This window comes from Pseudoalteromonas sp. G5_S1_14_S5, from assembly GCF_054968605.1.
In genome coordinates this window covers 1-14,550 of record NZ_JBQKUM010000099.1, presented here as the reverse complement: position 1 = coordinate 14,550, position 14,550 = coordinate 1, and the positions used below count along the sequence as shown (strand labels likewise).

The 14,550-nt window shown below is 43.4% G+C and carries 14 protein-coding genes; 5 read left to right on the top strand and 9 right to left on the bottom strand.

All coding sequences use genetic code 11. From position 1 onward, the window contains the following. The 3 genes from ACTRWI_RS20495 to ACTRWI_RS20485 all read left to right on the top strand — a co-directional run. The coding region (locus tag ACTRWI_RS20495) for a hypothetical protein (RefSeq protein ID WP_499133594.1) at positions 1-187 on the top strand (187 nt) is incomplete at its 5' end. A 230-nt stretch (positions 188-417) separates the two neighbouring features. Then, positions 418-675 carry a hypothetical protein gene (locus ACTRWI_RS20490; RefSeq protein WP_105025161.1) on the top strand — a complete coding sequence of 86 codons (258 nt, stop codon included), beginning with the start codon at positions 418-420 and terminating at the stop codon, positions 673-675. A 59-nt stretch (positions 676-734) separates the two neighbouring features. Next, positions 735-857: a hypothetical protein gene (locus ACTRWI_RS20485; protein ID WP_499133593.1), complete on the top strand. Its 123-nt coding sequence runs from the start codon at positions 735-737 to the stop codon at positions 855-857. Between the two features lie 1,880 nt (positions 858-2,737). On the opposite strand, the gene ACTRWI_RS20480 is transcribed toward ACTRWI_RS20485, so the two are convergent. From ACTRWI_RS20480 to ACTRWI_RS20445, 8 genes are all read right to left on the bottom strand, one after another. Continuing rightward, positions 2,738-3,640 carry a Brp/Blh family beta-carotene 15,15'-dioxygenase gene (locus ACTRWI_RS20480; protein WP_499133592.1) on the bottom strand — a complete coding sequence of 301 codons (903 nt, stop codon included), beginning with the start codon at positions 3,638-3,640 and terminating at the stop codon, positions 2,738-2,740. Further along, the gene (locus ACTRWI_RS20475) at positions 3,625-4,875 is read right to left on the bottom strand and encodes a lycopene cyclase family protein (protein ID WP_499133591.1); all 1,251 of its coding nucleotides are present in this window, start codon (positions 4,873-4,875) and stop codon (positions 3,625-3,627) included. Before ACTRWI_RS20475 ends, ACTRWI_RS20480 begins: the two co-directional genes overlap by 16 nt. Further along, positions 4,841-5,761 (bottom strand): phytoene/squalene synthase family protein, encoded by a 921-nt coding sequence (locus ACTRWI_RS20470; protein ID WP_499133590.1) that lies wholly within the window; start codon positions 5,759-5,761, stop codon positions 4,841-4,843. The genes ACTRWI_RS20475 and ACTRWI_RS20470 overlap by 35 nt, the downstream gene beginning before the upstream one ends. Positions 5,762-5,763: 2 nt before the next feature. Next, entirely contained in the window at positions 5,764-7,371 is a 1,608-nt protein-coding gene (gene crtI / locus ACTRWI_RS20465) for a phytoene desaturase family protein (protein ID WP_499133589.1), read from the bottom strand. Beyond that, complete coding sequence (locus ACTRWI_RS20460) at positions 7,352-8,224, bottom strand: polyprenyl synthetase family protein (protein ID WP_499133588.1); 873 nt, start codon at positions 8,222-8,224, stop codon at positions 7,352-7,354. Before ACTRWI_RS20460 ends, crtI begins: the two co-directional genes overlap by 20 nt. An 85-nt stretch (positions 8,225-8,309) precedes the next feature. Beyond that, complete coding sequence (locus tag ACTRWI_RS20455; protein WP_499133587.1) at positions 8,310-9,122, bottom strand: bacteriorhodopsin-like; 813 nt, start codon at positions 9,120-9,122, stop codon at positions 8,310-8,312. A 482-nt stretch (positions 9,123-9,604) separates the two neighbouring features. Continuing rightward, positions 9,605-10,156 carry an isopentenyl-diphosphate Delta-isomerase gene (gene idi, locus ACTRWI_RS20450; protein ID WP_499133586.1) on the bottom strand — a complete coding sequence of 184 codons (552 nt, stop codon included), beginning with the start codon at positions 10,154-10,156 and terminating at the stop codon, positions 9,605-9,607. A gap of 241 nt (positions 10,157-10,397) precedes the next feature. Further along, the gene (locus ACTRWI_RS20445) at positions 10,398-11,159 is read right to left on the bottom strand and encodes a helix-turn-helix domain-containing protein (RefSeq protein ID WP_499133585.1); all 762 of its coding nucleotides are present in this window, start codon (positions 11,157-11,159) and stop codon (positions 10,398-10,400) included. Between the two features lie 123 nt (positions 11,160-11,282). On the opposite strand from ACTRWI_RS20445, the gene ACTRWI_RS20440 reads away from it, so the two are divergent. Then, entirely contained in the window at positions 11,283-12,530 is a 1,248-nt protein-coding gene (locus tag ACTRWI_RS20440; RefSeq protein ID WP_499133584.1) for an MFS transporter, read from the top strand. Positions 12,531-12,706: 176 nt separating this feature from the next. Here the strand turns inward: ACTRWI_RS20440 and ACTRWI_RS20435 are convergent, their stop codons facing one another. Then, a complete protein-coding gene (locus tag ACTRWI_RS20435; RefSeq protein ID WP_499133582.1) occupies positions 12,707-13,243 on the bottom strand; it encodes an alpha/beta fold hydrolase in 537 nt (178 codons plus the stop codon). A 171-nt stretch (positions 13,244-13,414) separates the two neighbouring features. Between ACTRWI_RS20435 and ACTRWI_RS20430 the strand changes: the two genes are divergently transcribed. Next, positions 13,415-14,437: a hypothetical protein gene (locus ACTRWI_RS20430; RefSeq protein ID WP_499133595.1), complete on the top strand. Its 1,023-nt coding sequence runs from the start codon at positions 13,415-13,417 to the stop codon at positions 14,435-14,437. Positions 14,438-14,550: the final 113 nt, after the last annotated feature.

Here is a 14,550-nt window from a genome sequence, read left to right as displayed (position 1 = left end):
CTCATTTGCGAGAGAAAACGCTCAACTTATTGAGCAAGAGTTCGAGCCAATAGGTGACATTATAGAAGCAGAAAATAGCCAAATTGCGCATGAAACGTTTAAATCAATGTGTGACCATGAATTAGAAACCTTGGCGAAGTCGCAACTGTTGGTAGGGGTTCTTACTGCGGGATCTGGCGGTGTGTAAACATCATCTTAGCTGTCAATTTGCTGCACTGACTCGACTTATTTAACGTAGATCACACTAAGCTGGGCTATATCGTCTAACATTGAGATGGGACTAAGTCTCAATAAATATTAGATATTTTCGCCTTAATGTGGTGTTTGTTTTGATTCAGACAGAGATAAACTATAAAATTTTCTTGCTAAAAAGGTAGAAAACTTTATAGTATTCTCAAGTCAAAAGTGAGAACAAACATGTCATTGCAAAAAAAACAATCCAAAGTATCACTGAACATCAAAATCCCTTCAGACTTGGATGCTCGTCTTAAACTAGCGAGAAAAGCAGCGCGTGAACAAGGGCTTATGTTCAATGTATCCCAAGAAGTTGAAAAATTTCTTGAGAAAAAATTAAAACAAGTTGAACGTCAATTATCTATAGATGAGGAGATTAAGAATAACCTAAAGGAACTTGGTGGCTTTGATATAGATGAAATGATGAAATCGATGGATTAAAAATACTAACACGTATTGATTCAATTGAATTACAAACGATAACAAGTGTGGAGATGATTATGGGAACAATAATAGGACTGTTAATTTTAGTTGGGATAGATTTACTCTTAAAGCGCCAAACTGGGCTTCATTTGCATCAGTGGATTGCAAAAAAAATTCAAGGCTCTCAAAAGAAAAAATAATGGATTCTCAAAACAGTGACAGAATTCATTTTGTTATTAACCAGACGTAAAAAATGCTAGTACCAAACATAGGGCCAAATGGTATCAAGCGTCAGTAGCAAAGGTTCGCACTACTCGTGTTGCCAACCTATTCGAGTTTAGGCATGCTAGCTCTACAATTCTCAAAACTGAGGCCAAGTGACCACGAGGCCTTAGTTTTACTTACCTAGCAACTTCCCGCTCCCCCTTTTAATCCAATCTTTTAAGTGTAGCTGAGTCCGTTTTGCCACTGCTTTCGAAACCCTTCAAGCTCATTAATAAATCACTTAAAACGATTAGGAGTATGTAGACCTGGCTTAAAGAAAGCATAGAGATGATTTACTGCGAACCATAAGTTATGGAACAACGGTATTAATTGACCACTTAACACATACTCTCTAGCATGCGTAATCGGAAGTAAGGCAATACCTAAGCCTTCTAACGCCATAGAAGTTGTAATGTCGATCGACTTTAATCACTTTAGGCTTCAGCTGGCTTATCTCAACACTTATTCTTTTTCTTGCCAGCAAAACAATTCTAAAAAATGTTGACGATATCTCAGTAGCCATAGATTGCTTTGCTAAAGGTGAGATTGAGCTAATAAATGCTGAACCCTCCAAGAATGAGTTTTACAAAATTAGACAGTGTTTTAACCGTTCAATGGCGCAATTGACCTCATTAATTAATGAACTGACGTTACCTTCAGTACAATCTAATTTAGCAACCGGTAAGCTGTCAACGGTAATGGAGCGTACAGCAGTGTCAGTCAGCCACTGATGAACTTGTTACGTTCTCAATAAAATAAAACAACACAACGAACTTGCTTTCTTTAAAATGATAAAGTGCTGATATTCATCTCCTAACGTCTCTCGTGGGTTATACATACTAGATTAAAAGCATATTTTCCCTAATAGTTAGGATAACAGGAAAAGTTTAGTCTACACTCAATAGGTAACAATATTCATAACAACCTTACAGATGTGATATTAGCGATGGCATGAGCAAATAGCCAACAGTATTTATTGTGAAAGCATACCACCTCAGGCTTTTACCATGCGCTCCGCTTTTAGTATCTGTGCATTGGTCACGCAGTATAACTTTTTAAGGAGCGTGAAGATGGATGAGAACTCGGATATATTGGGGCCCCCAGTTTCTTTCGCTGAATTTAATGATTTGTGCGACTGTAAAATGACAGATGAACACCAAAATAAACAATGTCCTCAAATAGTGGGCAAATATTTATTATTAGAATTTAGTGATACAGAACCCTTAAGTTAATCTGCTCTTGTGTGACATGCTCCATCTGGTCTTTACTCGTTAATACTCGGCACAATAAGAAGTGGCCTCCCATCATTATTTTTTTTATTGCTAGCTAATGTTTAACTTTTAGAAAACGGCTTTTATTCAATCCTGAGTAAAACTTAAACCTCTTCTTAACTAAAGGCTCTGTATCAGGAGACCTTTGGTTTTTTATCAAACAGTTAGACCGCCCTACTCCAATGATTTTACTGCTTTCTTCAACCTATCAGCGAGCTCAATGCGCAGGAGTCATTACGTACTTACCGCTAATGTCTCCTGAAGGCGAGTTAAAATGCGCCCTGCAGACCTTTCCTGTTTGAAAATTACGACACCAGAATTCCGTTCTCTGGGCAACTTTACGCCGCTAGCACAAAAGACGAAGCACTCCATACCAGCTCAATAAAGTCGAGCTCTACACCCAGAGCCCAACTTGATACATTTCATTTCCGCGAAGATGGGATGCTAGGGCAAATACCTAATATGACTCGAAACGGCTAATCGATCGTGAAGTACCTGCCTATAATACTAAACTGGTATCAGCAGAGTGATATTCCTTCTCATGACTATTTGTTTGGTTCTATCATTTCAGGCTTTCGTACAAGTCCATTATAAACTCGGGTGAGAAAAAGGTGAGGAACGGTCAGCGCAAACAAAGTGATAAAAACCGTATTAAGAAGTTGAGCAGACAATCCTTTATCTGGAAGCCAGTAAAAGAATGCAATCATGATGAGTGCCGTACCAATAGTCGGCAATAACGCCGCTTTAAATACTTGGTTCCATGACAATCGGTTAATCTGCTTGACGTCTAGAGTATGAAGCGGCGCATGCAACGCACAGAAATATAGACAAAAGTATTGGAGAACTGGTAAGAGCGCAGCGGCAATGAAAAGGCTTATTACCCAAAGATGAAACTCCATCGAGTGCTTAGTAAACTGAGTGATCAGCACTATGCACGATAGAAAAGATGCCAAAGTCATCATAGTTACTACGTTGCTTGCTTGATACTCACCTACCCCCAGAACAACGAAGTAACTGCTCAGGGCATTAGGGTGGAAAATGGAAGGTAGTGTCACGACTACAACCCCTAGAAAAACTCTGCTTTTTCGAGCAATTGGAGTCCAGTCTTCCCCAAAGTGTCCAGCGGCGAGAATCAGCAGTAGCACCAAACTCATCGTTGGTACCTTCATCCATAAAAACATACAGAAAAAAACGGCCACCAAGTAGGCCAACGCATACAGACCAAGTCGAACTCGTCCATTTAAGCCATCACTACCATTAAGATTTTTTGAAAGGCGCATCATCATGAGTACGTCTAAGGCCCCGTGTGGTATACCAAAAACCGCAATCAGCACCAGCACTGCCATGTCTCCATGAGATGTCCATAAACTAAGGAATGCCAAAGTGGCAGCATAAACACAAAACAATGGCCAAAGCCGAGATTGGGGATGATTCATCGTCGATTCCATATCATGGTTTCCCAAGCTGCTCGAACAAAGGCTCGTTTGGGCATAGAGCCAATCACCTTGAGAAGGTCAAGCGCCGAAGCACGCTCAGTCATGAATCTCGCGAACTGCTCACCTGTTGTTCCCCTCGCCATTCTTTTGAATACCTCAGGTGCCAATTCAGGACGCTGAGTGAGAGCCATTAGAAAGATAGAATCTAACCAAGTGTATAACCTCGCGTTCAACGATATTTTCTTTTCTTCGTAAGTTGCAATTTTTTGCCCTGTGATTTGGCGAGCTATGCGTTGGCTATCTTGTTGAATTTGTGAGAAAGCGTACCCAGTAGCCGCTCTGATACAGTTACCTCTAATACCTATGTTTCGCCATTGGTTGCTCGTATTACTGCCTTTTTGCTCGACAATAGTTGGGTCAATGTGGGTTGTCATCGGCAAGATCCCTCCCTCCCAACCAGTCACATTTTCGCTACTCAAGCCAAAAGTATCTAGCACCTCGAGCGTCATTTGTTTGAGCTGTTGTAATGATTTGGCATTCGGGGAGAATTGCGTCACTTCAATCAGCGCCTCTCTCCGACTCAGAGGAAGAATGTAAATAAACTCAATGGCACCACCCACGTTTTTTATGTCCGCCATTAAGTGGGCGGTTTGAGAGCAAAATATGGGTTCTGAACTCTTCACCCAAGCGCCAGTGAAACACTGGAGCAAGCTACCTCTTCCAACATTGGTTAGCGGTGGAGGACGGCTGTCGAAACCATGTGTTGCGGTGATGCTGAAATCATCGGAACGGACCGTGACCGTGCTGGTACCCACAGCAATATCATCCACCGCTTTGTTGAAAAGCATGGTGACTTTTCCGTGATTGGCAAAACGTTTAAAGCAGTAATCAAAAAAATCCGCCGCTTTGATGCAATGGTAGCCATATTCGTTGTTAGCAACAGATTGCTTTGTCTCTGCAACGAGCCAGTGACGCCACCGTTTACTCACAAGAGGAGATAGATAACGAGGCATGTGCTTGTCACTCCAATAACACCATGTTTTATTAGTATTCACGACATCGGCTTGCTCAAGCATTACTATTTCGCCCGAATATCCGGCTTCAATCAGAGCTAGTACTAACGAGCAAGAGGAGAGTCCTACCCCCACCATCACGAGATCAGCTTTATATTCCGACTGAGGGGGTACTGACGAACACGGCACAACTGGCCGGTCATTGGTGCGGAAGACCATTCGATTTACGCTCAAGCCTGTCAAAACCGACTATCTTGCTCAACGGTTTGTGCAAGTCATGATTGTGAGGGGCTTTCTCGCGTACTTTAAAAGAGATTAAATTGGAAGATGCTAACCACAATTTACCCCCGAGCGTAATTGTGGTCCTCCCTTGCCAATACCGCAAACCTTGCCGCTCAAGTTTTACTCCTATCTCTCGGTAAACAGCCTCTGCAACAACAATTGCTCTGCGACTTTGCAATGGCAGGTAACGATACCCTTGACGCGCACTTTGGTAATAGCACTCGGCCAGCGCGAGTGTACGTCTGATCGCCTGCATGACCTGTGCCCGAACCGTTTTGTCTGAGTCCTCGACGATTTGATGTGTACTGACTCCACACCATTCAAGAGGCAAGTATCTTCTCCCCAGTTGAGCATCCTCCATCACATCTCTCGCTATATTCGTTAGTTGCATAGCGATTCCAAGATCGATTGCATGGGCAGTGCCTTGCGGCTTAGCGTCGAGAATTGGACACATCATCAGCCCTACAACCCCAGCGACTTTATAGGCGTATTCGATGAGCTCATCCTGAGTAACAAAGGCAACCTCATTCAAATCACTAGAAACACCATCAATGAGGGTAAGTGCATGGTTGATGGGTATACCTAATTCACCGGATAATATTAGGAATTCTTCCGATATCTTATGACGTGGTTTGCCGGTAATGATTTGTTGCTTCACGTTGTCTAGCATCTCTTTAGCAAAGCTTTTGTCCTGTGTTTCATCTGCTATGTCGTCAACCCAACGGCAGAACTGATAGAGCCTCGCTGCTTGGTCTACCTGTGACTTGCTAAGTAGAAGACTTGCGAATTTGAATGTCTTTCCATGAGTTGCCAAGCTATGGAGCGCTGGATTTTTCATAATTAACCCCCGCTTCCTTGATCCGCCTCTTTAGTTTTTGGGGAGGCAACATCCTGTATTATCTGGCTATCGCCACTCAACCAAAAGACGTTAGAGCCGCTAGCATTCATCGGTTCGACAGAGGGAACTATTTTATCCAACACTTTTGCCGAGCAAAGTACACCTGGTAAGCCTGCACCTGGGTGGCTACCCGCACCAACCACAAATAGGTTTTCCGGGCCTTCACCGCGGTTGTGAAAACGGAAATAGGCCGACTGAGTGAGTGTTGGAGCGATTGAAAAGCCCGCACCGTGGACACTATTATAGTTACACTCAAAATCTTTCGGAGTCATGCAGAAGCGTTCAACAACACAATCTGACAGTCCCGGCATCATACTATTATTAAGTGCCTTAATGATCTGGTCACCGTATTGGTTCTTGGTTTTTTCCCAATCTACGCCCGACTGTAAGTTCGGCACTGGTGCCAATACATAAAAGCTGTCGCAGCCCTCCGGCGCCATACTTGGGTCAGTCGCCGTTGGTCGATGAACATACAGAGAAAAGTCATCCGCGAGTACTTGGCGATTGAATATATCGTCAAGAAGACTTTCATAACGCTTTCCTAACCATATGGTGTGATGCGCGATGTTTGAGAACCGTTTAGTCGTACCGAAATAGAGAACGTATAGACCCATTGAAAACTTCGAATATTTGGCTTTTACCTTGGCTGACCAGCGTTGTTGATCTCTTGGCACCATCTTCTTATAGAGATATGCCGGGTCCGCGTTGGAAACAACGATGTCGCACCGGATCCTTTTGCCCCCCTTAAGATCAACGGCTGTCACTCTCTTTTCCTTAGCGATGACACCTTCAACCTCTTCACCTAAACGGATCTTTATGCCTTTACTTCGCATTAACTGTTCAAGCGCTTTGACGAGAGCACCCATACCACCGATAGCGAAATGCACTCCCCACTTTTGTTCCAAAAAGTGTATTAAGTTGTAAATACTGGTTGTGTCAAATGGGTTGCCGCCCACTAATAGAGGTTGTATCGAGAAAGCTTGTCTCAACTTTTCATGTTGCAGGTGATCAGAGACAAGTTGCCAAACCGTCTTGTAACATCCAAGTTTTACTAGGTTTGGAATCTGCTTGATCATGGAGATTGGTTTGTCGAAAGGCTCGTCGGCAAGCTTGGTGAAACCGATGTCAAAAATGTCTCTCGATGTACTTAGCAACCGCTTATATCCGTCCACATCTTCGGGGGAGATAGACTCGATTTCCGCTAGGATTTGATTTAATGAGCCGCCATAGTCAAACGTAGAGCCATCATGGTAGTAAAAACGGTACCAAGGATAGACAGGAACGATAGTCACATAATCTTGCGTATTCTCTCCAAAAAGCTGAAAAAGTTCATCGATGAGAAAAGGAGCTGTGATTACTGTAGGTCCAGCGTCAAAAACGAAGCCACCACGATGAAAGACCCGAGCGCGGCCTCCCAGCTGATCGCCTTTGTCGATAAGCGTCACGTCATAGCCTTTGGCTCTTAGCCTAAGGGCTGAAGCGATTCCGCCGAAACCCGCACCGATGACTACAGCGGTTGGAGTAGACTGCTTATGGGTTTCTGCTTTCATTCGTTTGCCTCTCAAGCTCGCCGAGTAAATATACCGTTTTATTCAAAAATCCGGCAGCGCAATCATTCGGGAGTTTTCCAAAATCTCTTTCACAACTTTTCAGAAGATAACGAGCGCGCTGGACAGTCAACTTAAACGCCGTAGTTGGATCGTTGTGTTGCTTGTAAAAGTTGAGCAAGTTTGGTCGAGACTTTGAATCATCATCCACGCTGTCATCCAAATCATCGAGTATCTGGTAAGCGACGGCAAAGTTGGTTGCAGAACGCTTGGCTATAGAAATTGAAACGCTCTCATTGGATGCTACGAGTGGAAGGACTAACGGCAGATAAAGTAGCGGACCGGCTTTCTTCGCCGCGATCTGCTCGTATTGCTTGGCTGACTTCACCTCCTCTGTGGTTAAGTCTTCAAGCTGGCCATAGATCGTTTCACTAACGGCTTGTTGCATCTCCTCCAACAGCAATGGCAAAGATCCAGTACAAGACACCGACGCGAGTGAGCCAAAGGCCTTAGTGATTAGGTAGTCGCCTGTACATATAGCAACGTTGTGCCCAAATTTAGACCACACCGCTTCCATACCTCGACGCATTGGATCATGGTCTTGTATGTCGTCATGCACTAGGGATGCATTGTGCATCAACTCTATCGATGCTGAGAGCCTAACAGCATCGCTGTCAGATAATCCCAACGAGAGGGAAGCACCGATACAAATTTTCATTCTCGTACGGCTTCCACCAGCTCTCAAATGATAGTCGGCTGGTTGATGGCCGGCTACTTGTGAGTTCAGGAAGCGCTCGCACTGTCTTTGCACGCTCTTTTTTTTATCTGCTAATGACAATCTCAGTGGGCTATTCATATGTGCCACCTGTGTGCTGATGTGAGTGGGGGTAACTCTGCGAAATTAGAGAGAGCCGACCAATGTCGGCTCTCTAACTAACTAATTATGCTTCCTTTTGGCTCTCAGAAGTTGCTGCATACCAAATGAGCAGACCAAAAGCTATTTTGTTAATTACATCAGCGAGGTTATAAACCAAGTTCAGAGAGGATTCATCTACTGCCCCCATCATGTACCCCAGAACATAGCCGATTGGATAAATTGCCCAACCAACAGTGACTATCCAGCGCATTAAATTGTAAGCGAATTTTACAGAGTCACTCGCTTGATTAGTGGCAGCTTTACCCGCCTCACCGAAGAATATTTCGTACAGGATGTAGGCCCAACCAAGCATGCCTATCACAAACCCGACAGCTACGTTGATATATCCCGCCTCGCCCATGAAACCAGGTATCAGCATGACCAACGTACCAATGAGTAAGCGCCAGAAAATACCCGGTGAAGCCGCACCGATTGCTCTCAGGATGAGATAAAATTCGATCATCAGAAGCGGCACTGTAAGGAGCCAATCAATGTATCGGTAAACAGTTGGAGTTTCTCCTGTCGCAACCCACACATCTCTCATGTAGAAGTAGTGTACCGCGGCGATGAGAGTCACGAGCGCGGATACTGTCAATGACGTTTTCCATTTTGCAGTCACCCCTTGTGTTTCCCACAAGAAGAACACTGTCGACGCCATTAGCGCCATGGAGATTAACCAAAAAGATATTCCTACAAAGTCATCTGGTTGGAGGTTTGCAGCGGCGTTAGCACTGCCTGAATAGAAAAACGCAGCGAACATGCTTACTGCGATTACGTTTAATTTGAAAGATGTAGATTTCCACACGCCGAGCTTTGCTGCTATTAGTTTAATTTCCATAATTTTCATCTCACTTTAGCTATGGTTATCGCGAGTACTGCTCGTGAATTCCTCGCTTTTCTCAAGACCTTACGATTAAATGTTAAAACACGATCACAAAAATAACAAACTGAAAACCTTTGAAACATAAATTTATTGACAATGAGATTTAGACTGAGTGGAGAAAGCAAACGAAAGCAGTTTGAGTGGAAGCTGATAATGTATTCAAAAAGGATCGAGAAGATTATGTGGCCTTAATGAGCAAGTTAGAGCTGTTAACCGGTTTAGATTCTCATGCGAATAGCTATCTGCATTTTCCAATGTAAATACTTTCTCAATACAACTCGTGTCCTAGTGTGTACTGCCGTCTTACCACACATTACTTCAACGCAAACCCAACATGCTTACTTCCTAAAAATGGTTAAATCTCAAGAAATTGTGCTTAAAGAGACTGAGTCCAATAAGGAAGATATGCAGCGTTAAATCTTATTTGTAAATTGGCGCTAGTCAGCGCTCTCTGACTCCACCTTAAGGTACTCGACCACTTTAAAAAAAACGTCGTTGAACCACACCGTAAACGCTTCAGGCTGTTGGTGAAGCATCTCCTGGATGGACTCGATTGAAAACCATTCAACCTCGCTGACTTCAGATTCGTTTGGGGCCAACAAGGGCTGATTGGTAAAGCTTAAGAAAATATGGTCGAGCTCATGCTCTGTAAGGTTGTGTTCGAGTTGTGCTTGGTAAATGAATGATCCGAGAGAGATAAGTCGTAGTGGCTGACTGATGCCTAGCTCCTCCCCAGCACGACGCTGAACCGCACTTTCTAAGGCTTCACCTGGACGCGGGTGAGAGCAGCAGCTGTTACTCCATTTGCCGCCACTGTGGTACTTCCCACATGCACGTTTTTGAAGCAAAAATTCATACCCATCGGCCGTTTTCTTTGCGATCATCAATGAGAAAGCGCGATGCAACTCCCCGTCTATGTGGGCTTTCAATTTTTCGCAGTGACCGACTTCAACATCATCTTTCGACACTAGTATGACTTCATCTTTCATCTCACTCCTCCACCTCTTTTCTGGATGAGGGCTTCCCCCGGGACAGTTAGTTATAGCCATTTTGTGACAGGAAAGATCAGTCGGCGCTAATATAAGCGATATATGCCAAGCATCAAGGCTCTATGTTTGAATAACGGTGTCGACATTAGACGTTTTTGCTTCCCTTTAAATAGATAGACCAAAACTTACCCAAGATAAACATGGGATGATGGATTCCTGTCCCCTTCATCAACAAATCTATCTAGACTAGATTCATTATTGCTGGCATCTGACCATGGAACTCCCCCTGAGCTCCCATAAAACCAAATGTATAAGGCTTCACTTCTTCGTACCTTCGACCATCAAACGCTTGTCTTTCTCGCAGCTTATTAAACAGCCAGTTATCTAACATGTTATTAATCTCGATAAACTCATCTTTGGTCAACTCAGCTTTGAAGCTGGTGAGAAAGGCATCATCATCAGATTCAGGCAAATTAATGACGCGTTCTTGTAAACCATTTAACACCTGAGATTTGAAATAAATGGGATATCTCGCCCCTTTTACAAACGCGGTTTCTTTGGGTAAGAGCAGTTTGTACTTGTTATTAGAACCTATCTCGATAAGGTTGAGATTTTCTAATTGTCGAAGATACAGGTGCACTGAAGCATCGTTCAGCTTGTGCTTTTGTTGAATACATTGAACGGTAATGTCTTCTGCTAACTCGGACCAAAACGAGAAAAGAGCTGGGTTATCAAAAAAAGCGTCATCTTGTTGTTTAGAGAACACGGGGATAGAAGCAATGTTTTCTTCTGCCTCAGCAAGAAGCTTTGATAACGGCATGTCCGTGAGGTTAGCTATCGCGGCTAACCTCTGAATGGACAGTGGTTGAGAACTGTTAAGTAACCTCTTAATACTGATTTCGGATATATCCAGTTCCGCCGCAAGTGCACGATATGAAATATTGCACCTTTTCAGCTCTCTTTTGAGTAACTTACAAATTTCGAATGATAGTTGTTCGTCCATTTCGTTAAAACCGCCTCACATAGAGATACCAAAAGTATCACAATGCTACCCTTTTAAATCACAAGTTGCACCTAAGTATCAATAAAGGATGATGCCACTTTCAATAAACAAAGGAACGTATTGATGCAACGAAAAGAGTTAGTTGTGCGATTTGGCATACAACAATACCTACACTGGACAGTAGTCGGGCTGCTTATTCCTGTCATCATTCTGATTTTTCAGTCTAAGGGACTCAACCTAGCACAAGTTGGGATTGTCATGGCTGTTTGGATTGGAAGCACAACACTATTAGAGATACCAGTCGGTGGGCTTGCTGACACCATTGGACGAAGAAAAACATATTCGTACTCGTTAATACTCACCCTACTGGGCTGCCTAAACCTACTCTATGCAAATGGCTTGTTCAGTATTTTAATTAGCGCCTTATTGTTGGGGGCTTCTAGAGCCGTTTACTCAGGTACTCTCGATGCATGGTTTTATGATGCGTTTTCTGATAGCGCAGGAGCAGGCTCGTATCATACTGCAATTGCAAAAGTTAATGTGTGCGTGACGGCTGGGCTAGCGACCGGAGCCCTTATCGGCGGGTTTCTACCCAACAGTATCGTGAGTTCTTATTTTGAGTCATTTGACGAATATGACATCAATGTTTTCATCGCCAGCGTATCGAGTCTTGTCCTGCTGTTGCTAACATGGCTATTACTTCCTCATGAGCAAAGAAGCATCAAAGAACACCACAAAAACACCGTCACCACCGCGGTACAAACCAGTATCAAGGCGCTTACTTTCTCTTTAAACCATTGGACGTTAAGATTAGTGATTCAGGCAACACTTATCTTTGGCGCAGCAATGAGTACTGTTGAAAACCTCTGGCAACCCTACCTATCTAAATTAATGGGAGTTCACTCCAGAGACTTGACTCTGTTTGGCATCATATCGGCACTGTATTTCTTGACGGCCGCTTTATCGTCAATCGTGTCCGTTCCACTATTAAAAGTGTTTGGCGGTTCTCACAAGGCTTTAATATTTGCCACTCGCGCACTTGCCAGCCTGTCGCTGATCTTACTTGCTAACACCCACAACACCATGATCTTTGCTCTACTGTATTTGACGTTTTTCTTCCTTTTTACAATGGGTAACAATTCTGAGCAGGTATTACTTAATGACAGTACTCCAAATGAGATGCGCTCAACCATTTTGTCTATCAGCTCTTTCGCCGTTACCGCTGGTGGAGTGCTAGCTTCTTTAGCTTTTGGAGTCATTTCCGAGCATTACAGTATATCCACAAGCTGGATATTATGTGGCGCGGTCCTCTTAGTCTCTTCGCTATATTTCTTAAGTTGTCGTGAAGTAGTCAAAACTAAACCAGCATAAACAACCTCCCCACTAGCTCCCCCTCAAATCAAGTCAGCCGTTCTCTTGCGATATACGAACGAGGGGGAGAACATTCTTTGGCGCTCAATGTATCTCAGCACACATTACTACCGGTATTCAGTTCCTCCCCTTTCCCAATACCAACAAGAGATTGGAGATGTAAACCAAGGGGGAGGTTAGGAGGGGATTGTTAGCCGATTCTCATATATATCTGCCACTTTGTTTTGTTTGCTCATTGAATCTAGGTCGCTTGGTGAAACCGTTAGTGCGACATTTTGCGATGTGTCGACACCAATAATGACTTTCACTCTTTTTGGCATCAGTTTAGCGGCTTCTGCAATCACAGCACCGGCCATGGAATGCCCAACTAAGATGACGAATTGGAGTTGTTCTTTTTCGATGACCGCTTTGATGTCTTCAACAAACGCGACCATGGTGTATTCTTCGCGGTTAAACGACGAGTTACCGTGTCCGGCTAAGTCCACAGTGATCACTTGATACTGCTTTGAAAACTCGCTCACTTGGTTTTGCCAGAGCCTACTGTCTAAGCTCCAACCGTGAATGAAGATCAGCGCCGTATCCCCGCTCCCACTTTTGCCATACGCAATTTGCTCACCATCGTGAGATATCGCAATACCGTACTTAACCGTTGAATCATGAGCCATGGCATTAAGGCTACCAAGCGCCATGAATACCAAAAGTGTTATGTCCATGATTTATCGGCACTACCTGCACGAAAGGAAGTTAAGGTGCGGTGGTAGCTTTCTCCCACAAACGTGCATCACGAGCCGAACTAAAGCTACTCTCTCATTTGCATAACTATGTCGATGATTCGATCACAAATAACCGCTAGTATACGTTTATTAGGTTGATTATTGAGTGAGGTGCAGGTGCAGGTTCAGGTTCAACAGCAAGATTTAGAAGAAAAAGTTATTTCAGCAACAAAGGATTTTGCTGCCTCAATTAACTTATCAGGAAAACTGTTGGCTGATATGTCCCCCCTTATCGAGATTACATCAACAGTTCCTTTAACTAATTTAGATTATTGGGAAAGGCTTGTTCGTGAAGAGTTTTCTACAGCACTAAAAAATACGGCTCAGCCGAAATGGAAAATATGGGCCAAACCCTCTCAACAACTGACCTGGCTAGACTTGATTAGCTGGGATGGTTACAGGAGAGAGAAAACTCTTCGGGCTATTTCGGGAGCAGCCCCCAATGCTTTTTTTCTTTCATTGGCTATCCGTAGGCTAAATGACTGGGTTCCTCAAGTTAGAAAAGCTGCAAGAGATAAGCTTCCATTAATAGCGAAAGAAACCGCTCCTGAACACGTTGTAAACTCACTATGTTTTACTTTAGCTCATTGGCATTCATGGGGGCGAATTGAAGAAGTCGATAAAAAGGTACTTCTAGAAATTATTTCCAGACAAGAGGTTTCAGAATTATTCAGAGCAAAGTTGATATCTTCTTCATCTGGACCAATGCCATCCTTGTTCTCTCAACTAGGACGCACTTCCATTTTAGATGAATTCTTAGATGAGATCGCTGAACTCTCCATCCAACCCGTAGTTAGGGCAAAGGCTTATCGTAGTCAATTAGAGGGCCGCATGGCTTGGGTTGATGGACGAAAATGGGTATGGACAGATATCCGATATTGCGAAGGAAAATATCAAGCAATCGTATCTGAAAGGAAATTGAGTGTTTCAACGTCACCCTTAGCTTTAATCAAAAAATCAGCCAAGGATCGCTCTCCAATAGTTAGGCGGGTAGCCGCAGAGTTTCTCATAAGGAACCTTGATGAATTTGGTACTAAAGCTAAGATCTTTGCCGAATATTTTGCATCCGATAAATCAGGCTCTGTATCAGAAAGAGGAAGATTCGCTTTAAAGCAGTTAGAAAAAACTAGTTAGGACAACATGTTTATTATTTGTACACAACTGCTGAGCGCATATTCACTTTTGATACCGATTAATCTGTTTTAAAGATGAAAGGAATTGTCCAAAGACGTGCTGACACCGATCTC

Excerpts from the sequence above, each read along its gene's own strand:
- ACTRWI_RS20435 (WP_499133582.1), bottom strand. The coding sequence starts at position 13,243 with ATGGACATAACACTTTTGGTATTCATGGCGCTTGGTAGCCTTAATGCC.
- ACTRWI_RS20485 (WP_499133593.1), top strand. The coding sequence starts at position 735 with ATGGGAACAATAATAGGACTGTTAATTTTAGTTGGGATAGATTTACTC.
- ACTRWI_RS20480 (WP_499133592.1), bottom strand. The coding sequence starts at position 3,640 with ATGGAATCGACGATGAATCATCCCCAATCTCGGCTTTGGCCATTGTTT.
- idi (WP_499133586.1), bottom strand. The coding sequence starts at position 10,156 with ATGAAAGATGAAGTCATACTAGTGTCGAAAGATGATGTTGAAGTCGGT.
- crtI (WP_499133589.1), bottom strand. The coding sequence starts at position 7,371 with ATGAAAGCAGAAACCCATAAGCAGTCTACTCCAACCGCTGTAGTCATC.
- ACTRWI_RS20455 (WP_499133587.1), bottom strand. The coding sequence starts at position 9,122 with ATGGAAATTAAACTAATAGCAGCAAAGCTCGGCGTGTGGAAATCTACA.
- ACTRWI_RS20470 (WP_499133590.1), bottom strand. The coding sequence starts at position 5,761 with ATGAAAAATCCAGCGCTCCATAGCTTGGCAACTCATGGAAAGACATTC.
- ACTRWI_RS20490 (WP_105025161.1), top strand. The coding sequence starts at position 418 with ATGTCATTGCAAAAAAAACAATCCAAAGTATCACTGAACATCAAAATC.
- ACTRWI_RS20440 (WP_499133584.1), top strand. The coding sequence starts at position 11,283 with ATGCAACGAAAAGAGTTAGTTGTGCGATTTGGCATACAACAATACCTA.
- ACTRWI_RS20460 (WP_499133588.1), bottom strand. The coding sequence starts at position 8,224 with ATGAATAGCCCACTGAGATTGTCATTAGCAGATAAAAAAAAGAGCGTG.
- ACTRWI_RS20445 (WP_499133585.1), bottom strand. The coding sequence starts at position 11,159 with ATGGACGAACAACTATCATTCGAAATTTGTAAGTTACTCAAAAGAGAG.